This is a genomic window from Sphingomonas citri (assembly GCF_019429485.1).
Taxonomy (GTDB): domain Bacteria; phylum Pseudomonadota; class Alphaproteobacteria; order Sphingomonadales; family Sphingomonadaceae; genus Sphingomonas; species Sphingomonas citri.
Map to the genome: position 1 here is coordinate 1,415,011 of NZ_JAHXZN010000001.1, position 15,419 is coordinate 1,430,429.

Sequence of the window (15,419 nt, forward strand, 5' to 3'; positions counted from 1 at the left end):
GGGCCGTGCCGTTGCGTCCGCAAAAAGGCAGGACCGACAGCGCTTGTATTGAGCACCGTCGACATCTCGGCCGTGGGGTCCTCCGCCGCGAAGTGCGCTACAGAGCGTCGGGAACGCTCGATATGGTCAGAATGCCTTTTGTCCGACGCGTATACCCCTTGCACGTACTCTGCGGTGCAAACTACGCTTCGAAGCTGGGGATGGTGGCGTGATCAACTGACCTAGGCGGGCGTCTGGGAGAGGTGCTGCGACAGAGCATCAGCCACATAGTGGGGAAAGGTAGAAAATGATCTGGCTGGCTATGCTCATGCTTGAGGAGACCCAAGCAGCATTGACGCCTGCGACGGTTATCAATCAGAGTGAATTGCTGTCGCCCGAGGACTATGTCACGCGTGCCGCAGGCCTTGAGAAGAGTGGTTTGACAGTCGTCGAGGTTCTCGTCGATCAGACAGGAAAGCCGCAAACGTGCGGCGTAGCCTCCTCCAGCGGGTCCAAGGACCTCGATTTAAAGGCCTGCGCAGCGGCGGTGCTCCGGGGCAAGTACACGCCGGCAGCAGACGAAAATAAGCGGCCTATGTATGGCATTCTCCGACTACGCGTTCGATGGATATTGACCAACGTCTTCGATGGGCCGTCTGGTAAGCCCCAGTCCCCTCCCGACATCGTGTTTGAGGTTGCTAAGCTGCCCGAAGCGCGAAAGTCTGTCCAAATCGCTCTGACATACCTCGTCAACGAGCAGGGCGCGATCGAACGCTGTTCCGTCTTGCAGTCAAGCGGCTTTCAGGCGTTCGACGCGAGCGCCTGCGCTACCATGAGAAAGCTATATCGTTTCGCTCCGGCCAAAGACAAGGCCGACAAGCCGTGGCCGGTCGTCCGCATGCAAAGGGTTGAGTTCACGACCGCCCAAACACCTCCCCGTGACGCCCCTGAGGCACCATAATGGGCGCTTGCGGCCGCCTCCCGTCTCGTGGCAAGGGACCCATAACCGGTCACTCACGGCGCACTGCCCAGCTCCCAAGTTCGGACGCCCATTCATCTCTGCGGTCGACACGGGTGACGCGCCGCAACGCCGGTGACCTGGTCCGGTCTTGGCAGGAAAGCGGACGTTGCGGCTAGTCGACGCAAACGCCCCCTTCGGGTGAGACCTTGCCATCCTCGACCTTCGCATAGCAGCCAAACGTAGACCGTTCTGCCTCGCAGACGCCGAGAGCGGGTGCTCCAGGTTCAGGGTCAAACCCAGGTGGGCCCGCGATCTCTAGAATGCATTGGCCTCGGCAATCAGATTTGCCTGAGCAGATCTTGCCTCCGTCGGAATACCGGAACTGACAGAACGGGTAGCCGAAAGGGCCACGACTTTCGTATCCGCCTTGCAAGACGCAGCTCCGGCTCTCCGACGCATTCAAGCGCTTGAGCGGCCGGCTGCAACTGCCGATCCCGAGGATAGCCAGCATGAGCAGGGCCGTTGCGGGACGGAAGAGTGCGGATCCCATCGAGCAAACGTGTCATACGGACGAGATGTCGGCAATTGGGCGCTAGCGGCCGTCGCGAGGGGGTATTGTGCGGGTATAGCAGCCGCGCTCCTCGGAATTTGCAGGGGGCGAGAACGAAATCGCGGCTGAGGGCGTCTCCGCCGCAATGGTGCCGCATCCGGTTGCCACGCACCAGGGCGCGTTGCAGGTTACCTCATGAGCGATTTCACCTGGCTGCACCCCGAGCGTCACGACCTGTACCTAGCCGCGCGCATCTTCGCGGGAGGAGAGCGCGATGGTGATTGGATCCAGTGGGCAACAAACACGGTGCTGATCCACATCGAACTTTACGACGACCCGCTGCAGGGCAGGAACGCCTGGCTCTTCGATGACGAGCTCGCCCCAGCGAATGCCTTCGGGGAAGCGTTATGGGCTGCCGTTGAGGCTGATCCTTACAGAGCGCCTGCGCTGCTAGCGTCCTCCTCCGTCGCCGAAGCTGTCCAGCTAGCAGCGGCGACGCTCGTCGCCGCGATCGAGCGGAACGGCCGCGGAATTTCAAATAGCTTGGCGATCGACCTTGTCCGAGCAGCCGCAGCCGAGCGCCTTTCTGGAGGTGTGCAGGGCTGGTGGGCGAACGTTCTCCCGTTCTTAAACAAGTGACCTGCCTAGGAGGCGGAAATTGTCACTTAGGCCCAGGCGCGTGGCGAGCGTTCAACCGCGGGTATCGCGCGGGTACAGGGGCGCCCGATCACCGCTCACGTCAAGCCCGACCGCACCACCTCGGCGAAGGGCTCCTCCACCGCGTTGTTCGCTCTTGGCAGGAAAGCGGCCTGTCACCTTTCGGACGAATACGGCGAAATGCGGACGCTTGCTCAGCTGGCGATCACGAGGCTTGATGGCCTTCGCCGAGAGTTGAGCCGTCTTGCCCTAGAGTTTGCCGGGTACTGTACGACATGTGACCGCGACCGCGACCGCTCCAGTATCGACGATGGAGCGTGAGAATGGATTGCAACGAAGAGAATACAAGCATTGCTTAAGGGAGCTTACGAAGCAGTCTGGTTCATTGACGCCCCGCTTCCCTGCTGCCCCGAACCTGCTTCCTTATTGGGCGCCATCCAAAGCCCTTTATGAGAAAAGGGCAGCCGTATGCTTGCAGCCAATGCGGCGCCCTTCTCCCGGCCCATCTTTTGTCGCAGGCTAAAGCCTCTTGCTCACGGTAGAGCGATCGACGATGAGGCCGAGCTATATAAGGCAACGTCATCGTCATGCCTCGCGGTAGGAGCTGCCAGCCTCTTCGCCATACCGCGGTTCGCGTGTAGAAAGTCGCGTACCATGCTCTCGACGAGGGGACGTCCAAGCAGATAGCCTTGCACGTGAGTGCAGCCCAGTGAAACGAGCATCTGCATCTGCTCCTCGGTCTCCACCCCCTCCGCGACGACGCCCATGCCGAGCGTCTGACCGACCTGTGTCACGGCTTGGATGATCGCTTGAGCGGCCAGCGCGGTCGGCGCCGTCTCGACGAAGGAGCGGTCGATCTTGACCTTGTCGAACCGGAATCGCTGGAAGTAGCTGAGCGAGGAATAGCCCACCCCGAAGTCGTCCATCAGGATCTGGATGCCGATCGCGCGCAGCTCCTCGAGCTGCTGGAAGGTGCGCTCCACGTCCCGGATCAGCAGCCCTTCGGTCACCTCCAGCTGCAGCCGACCGGCCCGCAGGCCGCTCGCCGCCAGCACGCTGCGCACGGTCTCGCACAGGCGGCCCGTCTGGAACTGAAGCGGCGACAGGTTGACGGCCACCGACACATCGTCCGGCCAGGAGCGTGCGGCGTCGCACGCGCGGCGCAGCACGTTGGTGCCGAGCGCCTCGACCAGACCGCACTCCTCGGCCAGCGCGATGAACTCGGAGGGCGGGATCGGGCCCTTGGCGGGATGGTGCCAGCGCGCCAATGCCTCGAAGCTGGTGACCAGGCGCGTCTCCGTCGAGAGGACGGGCTGGAAGGCGACGTCGATCAAGTCTTGCTCGAGCGCGAGCCGCAGCGCCTGCTCCAGGCGACGGTGCTCGCGCAGCGCGGCGTCGAGCGCAGCGTCGTAGAAGCAGGTCGAACCGCGCCCGTTCTCCTTGGCGCGATACAGCGCCAGGTCGGCGGCCTGTCGCACCTCTATCGGCGTGCCGCCGTCGGTCGGAAAGGCTGCGCCGCCGATGCTGCACCCGATGTAGGCGAGCGCACGATTGGTGGTGATCGGCACCTCCAGCGCGGCGACGATGATGGGCGCCAGCGCGCGCGCGCGCGCGCCCGCGTCATCGCCGACCAGGATCAGCGCGAACTCGTCGCCGCCGACACGGGCGACGACGTCGCCCGCGCTGACGACACGGCCCAGCCTGACACCGACCTCGCCGAGCACCTCGTCGCCGGCCAAGTGGCCGAACTGATCGTTGACCGACTTGAACCGATCGAGATCGATGCTGAGCACGGTGAAGGGCGTCGTCGCGGCGACGAGCGTGTCGATCCGCTCGACGAAACCGGCGCGGTTCCGCAGGCCGGTCAGCGAATCATATTCGGCCAGCCGTCTGACCTCGGCCTGCGCGCGCCGCGCCTCGGTCATGTCCTCGGTTATTCCGAGCAGCAGACGCTTGCCGCCGGGAGCCGGGTCAATCACGAGCCGCTTAGTCCTTAGGGTGAAACGCCGCCCATCAGCGCGCACGTAATTGCCCTCGAATACGTGAACGCCAGGGCGCGCCTCGGCGGCTCGGTCGCGAGCCTCGTAGGCCTCGCCTCTGCCGGGAAAGAGCTCGCTATCGGTACGCCCGACGAAGTCGCTCTGCGGCCGACCGGCAAGTTCGGCGCCAGCCTTGTTCATCAGCAAATAGCGCTGATCCTCCGCGTTCTTGACGAAAAGCATGGCGGGCAGGTTCTCGATCACCGTGTCGAGGAACACGCGCGCCTGCTCGCGCTCGTGCTCGAGCAGTTTGCGCGATGAGATATCGCGCACGATCGCGGCGAAGGCGACGGTCGCCCCGTCGTGCCAGCGCCCCAGCGACAGCTCGATCGGGAACGTCTCGCCGTCCGCGCGCAGCCCGATCAGCTCGACCGGCTTGCCCTGGAGCGTCATCGCGCCGCCCGCCGCGGCACGCGCGAAGCCGCGCGCGTGCGCGCCGCGGAAGCCCTCGGGCATGATGATACTCAGCGGCGACCCGATCGCGACTTCGGCCGCATGCCCAAACATGCACTCAGCAGCGGCGTTCCAATAGGTAATCCGCCCGCTCGCGTCGGCGCACAGGATCGCGTCGGAGGTGACGTCGGCCACCTTGGCGGCCATGCGGCCAATCTGTCGAAAGCGCGCGCTTTCCATTCGTTCGACGATCATGCCGGCGAGACTCAGCAGAGCGTCCTCCTGAGCCGCGGTCAGACGGTCGCGCGGCGCAGTGTCGAAGACGCACAAACGTCCGACACATGCTCCTGTCGGAGATACGATCAGTGGCGCACCGGCGTAGAAGCGGATCGCGCCGTCACCCGCGATCAACGGGTTGTTAGCGCAGCGTGGATCGAGCTGCGTGTCGGGGATGACCAGCAGATCCCCGCGCGTAATCTCAAGGCTGCAGAAAGCGTGCTCGCGCTGCATCTCCGGGACTTCTACGCAGACGCGTGACTTGAACCAAACACGGTCCGCGTCCACCAGCGTGACCGCGGCGCTGGCCGTGCCGCACGCGAGGGCCGCGAGCCGTGTGACGGCGTCGAAGCTCCCCTCGGCCGGCGTGTCGAGGAGGTTCAGGCTCAGGAGGCTCGTAAGCCTCGACGCCTCCGCTTCATCGGCAGTCTTCAGAGCTTCACTCATTTAGTCGCCATACGCCGACAAAGCTAAACGCTTTGTCACCGTTTCGCCGCTACCAACCCCGCTGGCTTGTGCCAATACCGAAGCCGGCGGATCGCCAGCAACGCCACTAGCCCGCATGCGCACAGACTTAAACTGAGACGTTCATGATGCATACGGCGGGTGACCAGGACGAGTGGCGGACATTGGCAGGAAAGCGGGCGCTCGCGAGGGGTGGCAGGGTGAGGGCTCTGTCGCCTTGATCAGCAACCCGGATGCAGGCAAGCTCAGATTGACTAAAGTCAATTTAGTTTGGAAGCCATTTGGAGAGGAATGCATCAGCCCTCTCCTCAAGGTCGGCGGTACGCCTATCATCGAATGACCATTCGATATCTCGGCTTTTCAGACCTAGATATGCCTGAACAGCGACTAATGCCGCATCTCGGAGTGGTCTACTTCTTTCTTTAATGCTATCAGACAAGATAGCCGCCACTCTTGCGCTCATCGGAACTACGTCGGGTCCGATATTATTGAGGGCCGCAAGCCGCGCCATATCCATAAAGTCGTTGTCGTTTCCGCGAAGGCATTCGCAGACCAGTTTGTCATAGCCATCGGCATCGCGATACAGGCGACCAACTCCGGTGATAACGGCTGCCTTAAACGACCAATCTGACTGCATCCTAGCACAATTGACGATCGCGTCGCCGTCAACATCTCTCGCGTACTTCAGGTATGGGGTGATAACGTCTTCAAGCCGACTAACGTCACAGGCCTTGATAAGGCTCTCAACAAAGGCTCTATCTTCGGCCGTATCCTCACCGTTCCTGAAACGATCTGCAAGCGATTTCACTGCAAAAGCCTCTTCGATTGAGTGAGCCGACGCGAGCTAAACAATAGCCTCAGAAGCCGCTGAGCAGGCTTGAGTGTCGGTTCGTCCCACCGACCGATCGCTTCATTATTATCCAGGCATGCCAGAGCGGCCTTAAGTCCGAAAGTGGGCGGTTCCGGCCCCCTGCCCTCTCGTGCCGAGGACCCAGTATCGGTCATTCCAAGCGCCCTGACCTCGTCCCAACTTCAGACATTTGTTCATCTTGAGCCCGGCCCCTCGCCGGTTGACCGCTGCAAGCCTCGCTTACCCAGATAGCACTTCGTACCGGATGCGTCGAAGCTCGCTGGCAGCAGCGCCCACGCAGGCGGATTTGGTGGCCGTCTAAAGCGCCAGACAGTGGCAGCTCGTTAACATATGTTGCTCTACGTTGCTGACACCTCTTGAGAGTGTCGCAAACGTGAAGAACCTGAAGATCAGCTCGAAGCTGCTCGTTGCCTTCGGCATCCTACTCGGCTCCCTCCTGCTCATGGCAGCCGCGTCCATCACCAGCCAGCGCACCTTGAACGGCGCAGCCGAGCTGCTCGGGCACGACCGACGGGACAAGCTGGTCGCCGTTGCCGCGCTCGACACGGCGACGTCGGACTACCGAAACGCCGAGGCGAACAGCATCCTATCCGAGGCGCCTGCCGACATCGCCGCTGCCGAAACCGACGCGGCGGCTCAGGCGGCAGAGGTCGGCAAGAACGTCGGGTTCTTGGACGAGGCGCTTAAGAACCCTGCCGCTCGATCCATGTTCGAGCGGTTTGAGGCGGATTGGCGCACTTACCTGGCGCAGTCGAAGACCACACTGACGCTATCGCATGACAATCAGAACGATGCGGCGCTCGCCAGCTTCCGGCGCAGCAAGGCGATCTACGATCAAGCCAGCGATGATGCCGGCAAGCTGAAGGCGATCCAGATCAGCCTGATGGACGGCGACATGGCCGCGGCTAACGCGACCTACACGACCTCGCGCAGTGTCTCGATCGGGATCGCCGTCGCGGTGCTTGCGCTCACCGTCGTCATGCTGTTGTCGCTGATCCGCGGCATCGCGACCCCGCTGACGGCGATGACCGCGACGATGCGCCGGCTCGGCGCGGGTGACCTCAACGCCGAGGTCGCGGTCGACCCGCGGCGCGACGAGGTGGGCGAGCTCGCGGGCTCGATGGTGGCGTTCCGCGATCAGCTCGTCGCCGCCGAGCGCGCCAAGCAGGAGCAGACCCGGCTGATCGTCGACAGCGTCGGCAGCGGGCTCGACTCGCTCGCGCGCGGCGACCTGACCGCACGTATCGAGGCCGATCTCACCGGCCCCTTCGCCAAGCTCAAGGACGACTTCAACAACGCGATGGATTCAGTCGCGGGCACGCTCACCGCGGTCAATGCCAGCGCCGAGGGGATCACCAACGGCGTCAGTGACATCCGCCAGGCGTCGGACGATCTGTCGCGTCGCACCGAGCAGCAGGCCGCCAGCCTCGAGGAGACCGCGGCGGCGATGCACCAGATCACCATCACGGTGCGCGAGACCGCCGCCAACGCCACCAAGGCCAACGGCGTGGTCATCAACACCCGCCGCGACGCTGAGCAATCGGGTGACGTGGTGCGCCGCGCGGTCGAGGCGATGAACGGGATCGAGCGCTCCTCGACCGAGATCAGCGACATCATCGCGGTGATCGACGGGATCGCGTTCCAGACCAACCTGCTCGCGCTCAACGCGGGCGTCGAGGCGGCACGCGCCGGCGACGCCGGCAAGGGCTTCGCGGTGGTCGCCTCCGAGGTGCGCGCGCTCGCCCAACGCTCCGCCGACGCCGCCAAGGACGTAAAGAGCAAGATCACCGCCTCGACCCATCAGGTCGACGCCGGGGTCGAGCTGGTGGCGCAGGCGGGTGAGGCGCTTACTCGGATCACCGGGCAGATTGGCGAGATCAGCACGCTCGTGTCGGATATCGCCGCTGCGGCCGAGCAGCAGGCGACCGGGCTCCAGCAGGTCAACACCGCGGTCAGCGAGATGGACGGCGTCACTCAGCAGAACGCCGCGATGGTCGAGGAAGCCACCGCCGCGGCGCGCAGCCTCGCCGAGGAGACCGAGAACATGTCGCGTCAGGTCAGGCGCTTTAATTTAGGCGAGGCCGCGGTACCGACCTCGCCGGTCCACCAGCTCCAGGCACGCGCCGCGCAGGTTGGTGCTCGATTGGCTGGCACCGCGCGTGCGCGGCGCACCGGCGCAGCAGCGGCGTCACCGCAGGATGATTGGTCTTCCTTCTAGGAGATTGATGATGGACCGACGCCAAGAAGCCGCTTCTTCCGTGGTTGTCGCCGAAGCTATCCTGCTGTCTGCACAGGCAGAGTGCCTGCTGCTGGATCTGGCCGAGCTTAGGCAGCAGGTCGAAGCGACCCTTGGCTTGCTACGGGCGTCCAAGGAGGGCGCCCGAATAATTGCATCTTCAGCTACGACGAGACCGGCGTGATTGGTCTAGGTAGGTCGAGGATGCCAGGCCTGGTGCCGTGCTACCGAGCCGCGCCTGTCGCCGCCTAACGCGCTCGTTCGTCGGCTCTCGCACGTGAAGAACTTGGTGATTGTAGCGGGGTATGGTGACGCCATGCACGGCAAGGTTCACGTGGAGCAGGATGACCGCAGGTCGATGCTCGATCACGCTTTAGATTATCGGCGCGACTTCGTGGCGCCGCTCGTGCGTATGATCGGCCTGGCGGTCGCATCGGTCGCAGCGCTGCTGCTTTGGCTTTCCGTACAGGCGGACAAACGCGAAATGGAGACTGAGCGGAATGCCGCCAGGACGGCTATCGACATGCACCTGGCCGACATGCAGCGGTATCTGAAGGACTGCGCCGCCTGGGACGTGGCGCTGCAGAACCTCGTGGTGAAACTCGACATTGGTTGGGCGAACGAGAACATTGGGCCCTACCTCTTCAAGTCGCAGGATTACGAGAGCAGCTTCGTCGTGGACAGCGCGGGCCATACTACTTACGCCTCATACGGCGATCGCCTCGTCAGACTGGATGCAACGAGCTACCTGGGACTGCCGGTAAGCCTGGCGATCAACACGCTGAAGACCGCCTCGGCGGCATCCCACCGGCAGATGTCGGGCCTCACGCTAACGGCGAGAGGGAGCGTCGCTGCCTTCGCTGTCGCACCAATCACCCCCGACAAGGGACTAGTTGCGCAGCCGCCTGGAGGACCGTCGTTCCTAATCCTGGTCGACGATCTGACCGCACGAGACGCTCGGAGCATTGGTGTCAACCATCAGCTTGCCGATCTCCGGCTGGTCCCCACGGGCCAGCCTGCCGATCTGGTGCTGAGGACGTTGCAGGGTCAGGCGGTCGGCGGGCTCCGCTGGTCTCCGAGGCGGCCGGGCTCGGCACTGCGGCGGCAGGCTGTTCCCATCATGCTGATGGTCTGCCTCGGGCTGGCCCTTGCTGGCAGGCGACTGCTCGCCCGGGCGCGGACGGCCATTGCCGACGCAAACGCGGCAACTGCCGGCGCGGATGCGGCGACGCGCGAGGCGCTGGAGGCTCGAGAGCGCGTGGCGGCACAGGAACGTGAGGCGCGGCTGACGCTTGAGCGCACGGTGTCGGAGGTGAGGACGGAGAATATCAAGCTGAACCGGCAGGCGGAGGCGAGCAGGAGCGCGGCCCTTCAAGAGGCCGGTAGGGCGTTCCAGGTCCGCATCGCGCCGGAACTCGCGGCCATTCGCACCAACGCGGATGCTATGACCTCAGCGGCGGAGTCGGTCCGCGCACGCGTGATCGGCCTCTTGGACAGCATGGACGCCACAAGCCGGCTGGCGGAGGATGCAGCCCGACGAAGCGCTGCAGTATCGCCCGAGACGGCCGCCTTCGACACCTCGGCAGGCGCCATCGCCGAGGAGGCCGTAGTGGGCCTTGACCTCGCCCGGGCTGGCACCGCGCACGGAGACGACGCGAGTGCCTCCCTGATAGGCCTTGCCGAGGCGCTTGACAGCATCGATGCGGTCGTCGGCTCGATCGACGCGATTGCGCGGCAGACCGACTTCCTTGCGCTGAACGCCAAAATCGAGGCTGCTCGGTCGGGAGGGGCGGGCGCAGGCTTCTCCGTGGTCGCCGCCGAGGTCAAGACGCTGGCGCTGGAAGCAGCGGATTTGACGCGCTCGGTGGCTGAGAAGGTCGCGGGCGTGCGTACGAGCGCCGGCGTCGCCGCGGCATCGATATCGAAAGTCTCGGACGCGCTCGCGAGGTCGGAGCGCGCGTCAGACGCCATCACGCACGCCGTCGAACGGCAGCGTCTCGGCGCCACTATCATTCGCGAGAGCGTGGATTCGATCGTTGCCGGGAGCCAGGCTCTCACCCTGTCGGTTCAGCAGTCGCGAGACCTAGTCGTAGAGAGCAGGCACGATGCCGATGTGCTGGAGGCTATGTCCCAGCAGCTTGATGCCTCTCTCGCTAGCCTGAGATCCTCGTCCGACCAGTTCGTAGAGGAACTCGCGAGGGCGTAGCGCAGGCCGAGCGGGTCAGGGCCAGCGACCAGTTCTCGGGCGCGAAGCCGATCGGCCGGTCAGCGTGATCCGAATAACGGGTTGAAGCAAGAGCCGCCGCTCACATCAACGACGCTGGATGTCTTAAGCCTGGTCGACAGCTGCCGCCATATCCTGCTTCAGCGAGTGACCCAAGAGCAGTCGTTCAGAGTTCCAGGTCAGCCTCCCAACTTCAGCCACTCGTCCATTGGCGGGATGGGACCCTAGGCAACCCGCAGGTCTGGTCGGCGTTAGGCCAGCGTGAGCCTAGGTCCGCTCACGCGTAGCCATCGTTCTGCCTGCCACCGCCCGCTTACAGCTCGATTAGGGTCAGGATTGCTAAATCCCCCCCTTATGATCATGACCGGCATTTGATCTTGCAGAGCCGAGGGAGCACAACGATGACGCTGGTTGAAGGGGGTGAGGTACTCGCCCTTTGGCTGCAGCGGCTCATGCTCCGCTCACCGCTCAGCCAACAGGATCAGGACATCGTCAGGTCCTTTCCAGGGGTCATACGAAAGGTCGACGGTACACGTGACATCGTTCGGTTGGGGGAGAGGACCAGCCACGTCTCGCTCGTGGTAGACGGCATTGTTGCGCGCTTTGGTCAGACGGCTGACGGGAACCGGCAATTCACCGCCTTCTTCATCCGCGGCGACATGGCCGATTTGCACGCAGCGGTAATGCCTGTCGTGAGTTCCCCTCTGCAATCCACATGTCCCACGGTCCTCTACCAGATCGATCGTGAGATCATCCGCACCGCGGCCGCTCAATCACCTTCCCTGGCAAAGGCGTTTTGGTGTGATTGCGTGACAGAAAGCCAGATCGGCGCTGAGTGGCTTGTGTCTATCGGTCGCGGATCAGCACTCTCGCGCATCGCGCACCTCTTGTGCGAGCTTGCCTGCCGATACGGCGTCATGTCCGGCGAGCGCGATCGCTTCCCGCTCCTTCTCACACAGGCGCATATCGGCGATGCTGTCGGGCTCACCGCCGTACATGTAAATCGAATGATTCGTGCGCTACGAGAGAGTGGCAGCGTGATAGCAGAGGCTGGCCACGTCACGATCCGAGACTGGGATCTTCTCCGTCGGCAGGGCGGCTTCGACCCTGGATACCTGCATTTAAACGACCTCGATTCGCGTAGCGGCCTGCATATCGAGTTGGAGCTGCAGTAAGAACGGGGAGCCTGGCGACCGGGTGAGCGTTAGCCACCCGCCAGCAAGGATACTCGTGATGCCGCGCTTCCTGTTTCACCTACACGAATGCGGCGTCAACACGCTTGATGACAGCGGCCGCGAGCTACCAAATCTCACCTCCGCATTAGAAGCGGCGAGAAGAGACGCTTTATCGATCATGGCTCACGAAGTGCATGACGGCCACCTTTGTCTCAGCTGTCATATCGAAGTTGAGGAGCCGGCCACCGGTAAGCGAACTTCGCTTGCATTCAGGGACGTGCTGTTGGTGAGCGGCCTATAAGCGGCCTACAGATTACCTTATGAGGTTTGTTCGATGTCTGGGGCACCCTGTCCCTATCGCATTGAGGACCCAATTGCAGATATTCGCGGCTCGTTTTAGCCTCCCCAGCTTGGGTCAATTCTTCGGTTCAGTTTGGGGCGTACGGATTCCTCGCGGGCACTTACGTCGCTGGAGTGGTCGCGATGCGATATCACTCCGCATATATGTGATTGCCCCTTGCGCTCTCCTCTCGCTGCCGTGATCATGCCTGTATCGCGTTCAGCAATCGATGGAGGCGCGGCATGCACGTAAACGCTGAGGGCGAGGACACTGAGTCCGAGCGCGCGGAGGTCCACTTCCTTGCCGCGCTGCTAGACGAGCTGATGCGCAAGGTACTCGCGGCCGGCGTCTTAACCCAGGCGGAGCTAAACGAGGTGGAAGCGGCAGCTGCTAAAAGGGTTGGTGGTGTTCCTCGCGCTTGGTAGCACCGATCAGACCAGCCGTTTACCCGCCCGATACCGGCTCTCCGCTCCCTGAGCCAAGGACCCAGAACCGGTCACTCAGGCGCCCCTTCACGCTCCCCAACTCCAGCCGCTCGTTCATCTAGCCGCTTGCGCCTTCTGGGCGCTCCGCGCAGCGGTCCGGCTGGCCTGATGGCAGGAAAGCAGAATGGCTGCTGTCGACGAGCGTCTTGCAGAAACAGCCGTTCGGGCAGAGCCTCTCGCCATGCACTCCCTCACGCTCCTTTGCTTACCAGTGGCGCTGACCGCTTGCTCGTTAAGTTCAGACGAACCCAGCAAGCGGGACGCGGTCCGCGATGCCTCGGAGGAAAGCGAGCCTGCCGCAATCAGATCCGCTCGGCAGGCCTGTAAGCACCTCCGCGAGTCGCCGAGAGAACGTGAGAAGTTCGACGTCGGCATCTCGGACTATGAAGCGTGCCTTGGCCGAAGGGCGAACCTGACCCACCCGGCTGATCCGCGACTTTGTCATCTCGCTAGGAGCAGAGTGTCGGCTTCTGGGACCTGCATCTTAGGGGAGTGATGTCCACGAGTGAGCGCTAGCGGCCCTCACGTTTCCTAAGCTGAGGACCCAGGCCTGTCCTCCTTGCTTTTAGAGAACGGACATTCCTTCATACGGCGAGCGAGGGCGCTGGGTGGCGCATGAACTTGCCGACGTCTAACGCCGACCGCTGGTGAGGTCAGCGGGCTTGCAGGTGTAACTCTACATATGTATAAAAAATTAAATGGTCCGGTCTCGTCGTCCCTCACCTCAGATGATCGCACTCCTCCTGGCGCTGTCTGAGGAGGCACCGGGATGGACGCACGGTTATGAGCTGATGAAGGTCACGGGACTGAAATCAGGCTCGCTCTACCCGCTCCTGATGCGGATGACCGACCAGGGCTTGGTCGAGGCGGAATGGCGCGAGCCGATCGTGATGGGACGGCCGCCACGTCACGCCTACCGACTGACCGCACAGGGGTTGGCGCTGGCGCGCGGCGCGACGAACGATCTCCCGCTCCCTCGTCTTCCGGCTCTCCCGGCATGAGCGCCTCGCTGTCGCGTATGGTGATGGCGGTGGCGATCGCGAGCCTCGGTCCGCATCGCTACGGCTGGAAGCTGGCGATGGAAGCCGAGCTCGAAGAGGTGATGGCGGAAGGCCAAGGCCTGCCCTTCGCTACCGGTTGTCTGTTGACGGCGTGGCGCGAGCTGCCGGCCCACGTGGAAGGGCGGCTTGTCTTGGCCAGCTACACCTTGGTGCTGGGTTTGATCCTACCCGCGGCGGCGCTGCTGCTGGCCGGCGTGTTCGCCGGCTACCCTTATCTCCTTGCCTACGGCACCCAAGCTACGAGCTCGTTCGCGGGAAGTCAGATGCTCATGCCTTGGCTGAACGCCGGCAACGCCGCCGCAATGCCGGCACTCACGCTGATCGTGTTGCTGCGTATCGCCAGCGACGTGCTGGCCGCATGGTTCGCGGCGGAGCGGGACTGGACGCGAACGGCTGCCGCACAGCGGTTCGGCGCGGCGACGACCCTCACGCTGGCTACGTCGGCTGGCTTGGTCCTGCTCGACGCGACCTGCGCCTTGCTGCCCGCCCTCACCTTGGTGCTCGACGTGCTCGCCGTTGCCCTGCTGCGTCGCTTGTACATCGCGGCGGAACAGGATCACTCGGTGGGCCAAACGACGTGATGCGGCGAGGTGAAGGTCTGCTCCGGCTGCCACCTTCACCTACTCCCGCAGCGACGTGCCATGCTTCCACGCCTCCCGACCTCTTCTATAACCTGCAGGCCCTACGAGGCTATGCGGCGGTCAGCGTCGCCACCTTCCACTTCGCGCTGATCCCGGCGGCATCAGTGCCGTGGCCCTACGGCAGCTTCGGCGTCGACCTGTTCTTCGTGCTCAGCGGCTTCATCATCGCGTGGAGCACCAGGGCTGGGCACCACGGCTTTCTGATGCACCGCGCGATCAGGGTCCTTCCGGCCTACTGGATCGCGACCGGCCTGTTTGGCGTGATCGTGCTCATCGCCATGCCTACTGAGGCCGCGCTCGGCTGGATCGGCCGATCGCTGCTGTTCCTGCACGGCACGGACGGCCGGCCACCCCTCCTCTTCGTCGGCTGGACGCTGGTCTATGAGCTAGTCTTCTATCTACTGTACGCTGGCGCGCTGCGCGCTGGGCCACGCCGCGCGCCGTTCCTCGCCATCGCAGCATTGCCTGTGCTGGCTTATGGTGGACGGCTGATCGGCCTTGCTCCGCGTGACTGGCCATTGCTGATCGAGTTCGCCTTCGGTCTGGCGATCTTTCTGTGGGTCGACCGGCGACGTACGCCTTTTCCGCCTGGCGCGGCTCTGGCGCTGGTGCTCGTAGCGGCTGCGCTTCTCTACCTATTGGAACTCGGCCTACACGGGCGGGACGGCGGCGCTGCCGACCAGATCCGGGTGGCGGCGCTCGGCTTGCCTGCCGCGGCGGTCGTGCTGGGGCTGGTGCAGCTCGAGCGCGCAGGGTTCGCGCTGCGAAGCCGACCCGTCCTCGCGCTGGGTGCAGCTTCCTATGCTGTGTATCTGCTTCACCCGATTGTTTTCTCCTTCGTACTGCCCGTTGCGCCCGGATCATACGCCCGGCGCTTCGCCGTCTTCACCCTTCTGCTGGCGATCACCATCGGCGTGTCGTTGGCCTTTCGCGCCTGGATCGAGGTGCCCATGCTCCGCTTTATGCGGCGCTGCCTGACCGGCATCGCGGCCGCGCCGAGCCGGGCCACGGCGAACGTACCATCGTCGAGGGAGGGTATGTGAGGCGGTACCGTACGGCTTCCCTG

The 15,419-nt window shown here is 63.7% G+C and carries 11 protein-coding genes; 9 read left to right on the plus strand and 2 right to left on the minus strand.

The window, feature by feature from the left end; genetic code table 11:
- The first annotated feature begins 286 nt into the window (after nt 1–286).
- Entirely contained in the window at nt 287–940 is a 654-nt protein-coding gene (locus KZ820_RS06565; protein WP_219747760.1) for a TonB family protein, read from the plus strand.
- A gap of 745 nt (nt 941–1,685) precedes the next feature.
- Complete coding sequence (locus KZ820_RS06570) at nt 1,686–2,129, plus strand: hypothetical protein (protein ID WP_219747761.1); 444 nt, start codon at nt 1,686–1,688, stop codon at nt 2,127–2,129.
- Between the two features lie 551 nt (nt 2,130–2,680).
- Here the strand turns inward: KZ820_RS06570 and KZ820_RS06575 are convergent.
- Together KZ820_RS06575 and KZ820_RS06580 are read right to left on the minus strand one after the other, a co-directional pair.
- Nucleotides 2,681–4,786, minus strand: a complete 2,106-nt coding sequence (locus tag KZ820_RS06575) for a putative bifunctional diguanylate cyclase/phosphodiesterase (RefSeq protein WP_219747762.1) — start codon at nt 4,784–4,786, stop codon at nt 2,681–2,683.
- A 799-nt stretch (nt 4,787–5,585) separates the two neighbouring features.
- Complete coding sequence (locus KZ820_RS06580) at nt 5,586–6,128, minus strand: hypothetical protein (RefSeq protein WP_219747763.1); 543 nt, start codon at nt 6,126–6,128, stop codon at nt 5,586–5,588.
- 436 nt (nt 6,129–6,564) lie between these two features.
- Between KZ820_RS06580 and KZ820_RS06585 the strand changes: the two genes are divergently transcribed.
- The 7 genes from KZ820_RS06585 (at nt 6,565) to KZ820_RS06615 (ending at nt 15,396) form a co-directional block, all read left to right on the plus strand.
- Nucleotides 6,565–8,409, plus strand: coding sequence for a methyl-accepting chemotaxis protein (locus KZ820_RS06585; protein WP_219747764.1), 1,845 nt, complete (start codon nt 6,565–6,567; stop codon nt 8,407–8,409).
- Between the two features lie 295 nt (nt 8,410–8,704).
- On the plus strand, nt 8,705–10,633 hold the full coding sequence (locus KZ820_RS06590; protein WP_219747765.1) for a methyl-accepting chemotaxis protein: 1,929 nt from the start codon (nt 8,705–8,707) through the stop codon (nt 10,631–10,633).
- A gap of 419 nt (nt 10,634–11,052) precedes the next feature.
- Nucleotides 11,053–11,826: a Crp/Fnr family transcriptional regulator gene (locus KZ820_RS06595; RefSeq protein ID WP_219747766.1), complete on the plus strand. Its 774-nt coding sequence runs from the start codon at nt 11,053–11,055 to the stop codon at nt 11,824–11,826.
- Nucleotides 11,827–11,884: 58 nt separating this feature from the next.
- A complete protein-coding gene (locus tag KZ820_RS06600; protein ID WP_219747767.1) occupies nt 11,885–12,127 on the plus strand; it encodes a DUF6894 family protein in 243 nt (80 codons plus the stop codon).
- A gap of 1,252 nt (nt 12,128–13,379) precedes the next feature.
- Nucleotides 13,380–13,652 (plus strand): PadR family transcriptional regulator, encoded by a 273-nt coding sequence (locus KZ820_RS06605; protein ID WP_219747768.1) that lies wholly within the window; start codon nt 13,380–13,382, stop codon nt 13,650–13,652.
- Nucleotides 13,649–14,293: a hypothetical protein gene (locus KZ820_RS06610; protein WP_219747769.1), complete on the plus strand. Its 645-nt coding sequence runs from the start codon at nt 13,649–13,651 to the stop codon at nt 14,291–14,293. Before KZ820_RS06605 ends, KZ820_RS06610 begins: the two co-directional genes overlap by 4 nt.
- On the plus strand, nt 14,293–15,396 hold the full coding sequence (locus tag KZ820_RS06615; RefSeq protein ID WP_258047928.1) for an acyltransferase family protein: 1,104 nt from the start codon (nt 14,293–14,295) through the stop codon (nt 15,394–15,396). Before KZ820_RS06610 ends, KZ820_RS06615 begins: the two co-directional genes overlap by 1 nt.
- Nucleotides 15,397–15,419: the final 23 nt, after the last annotated feature.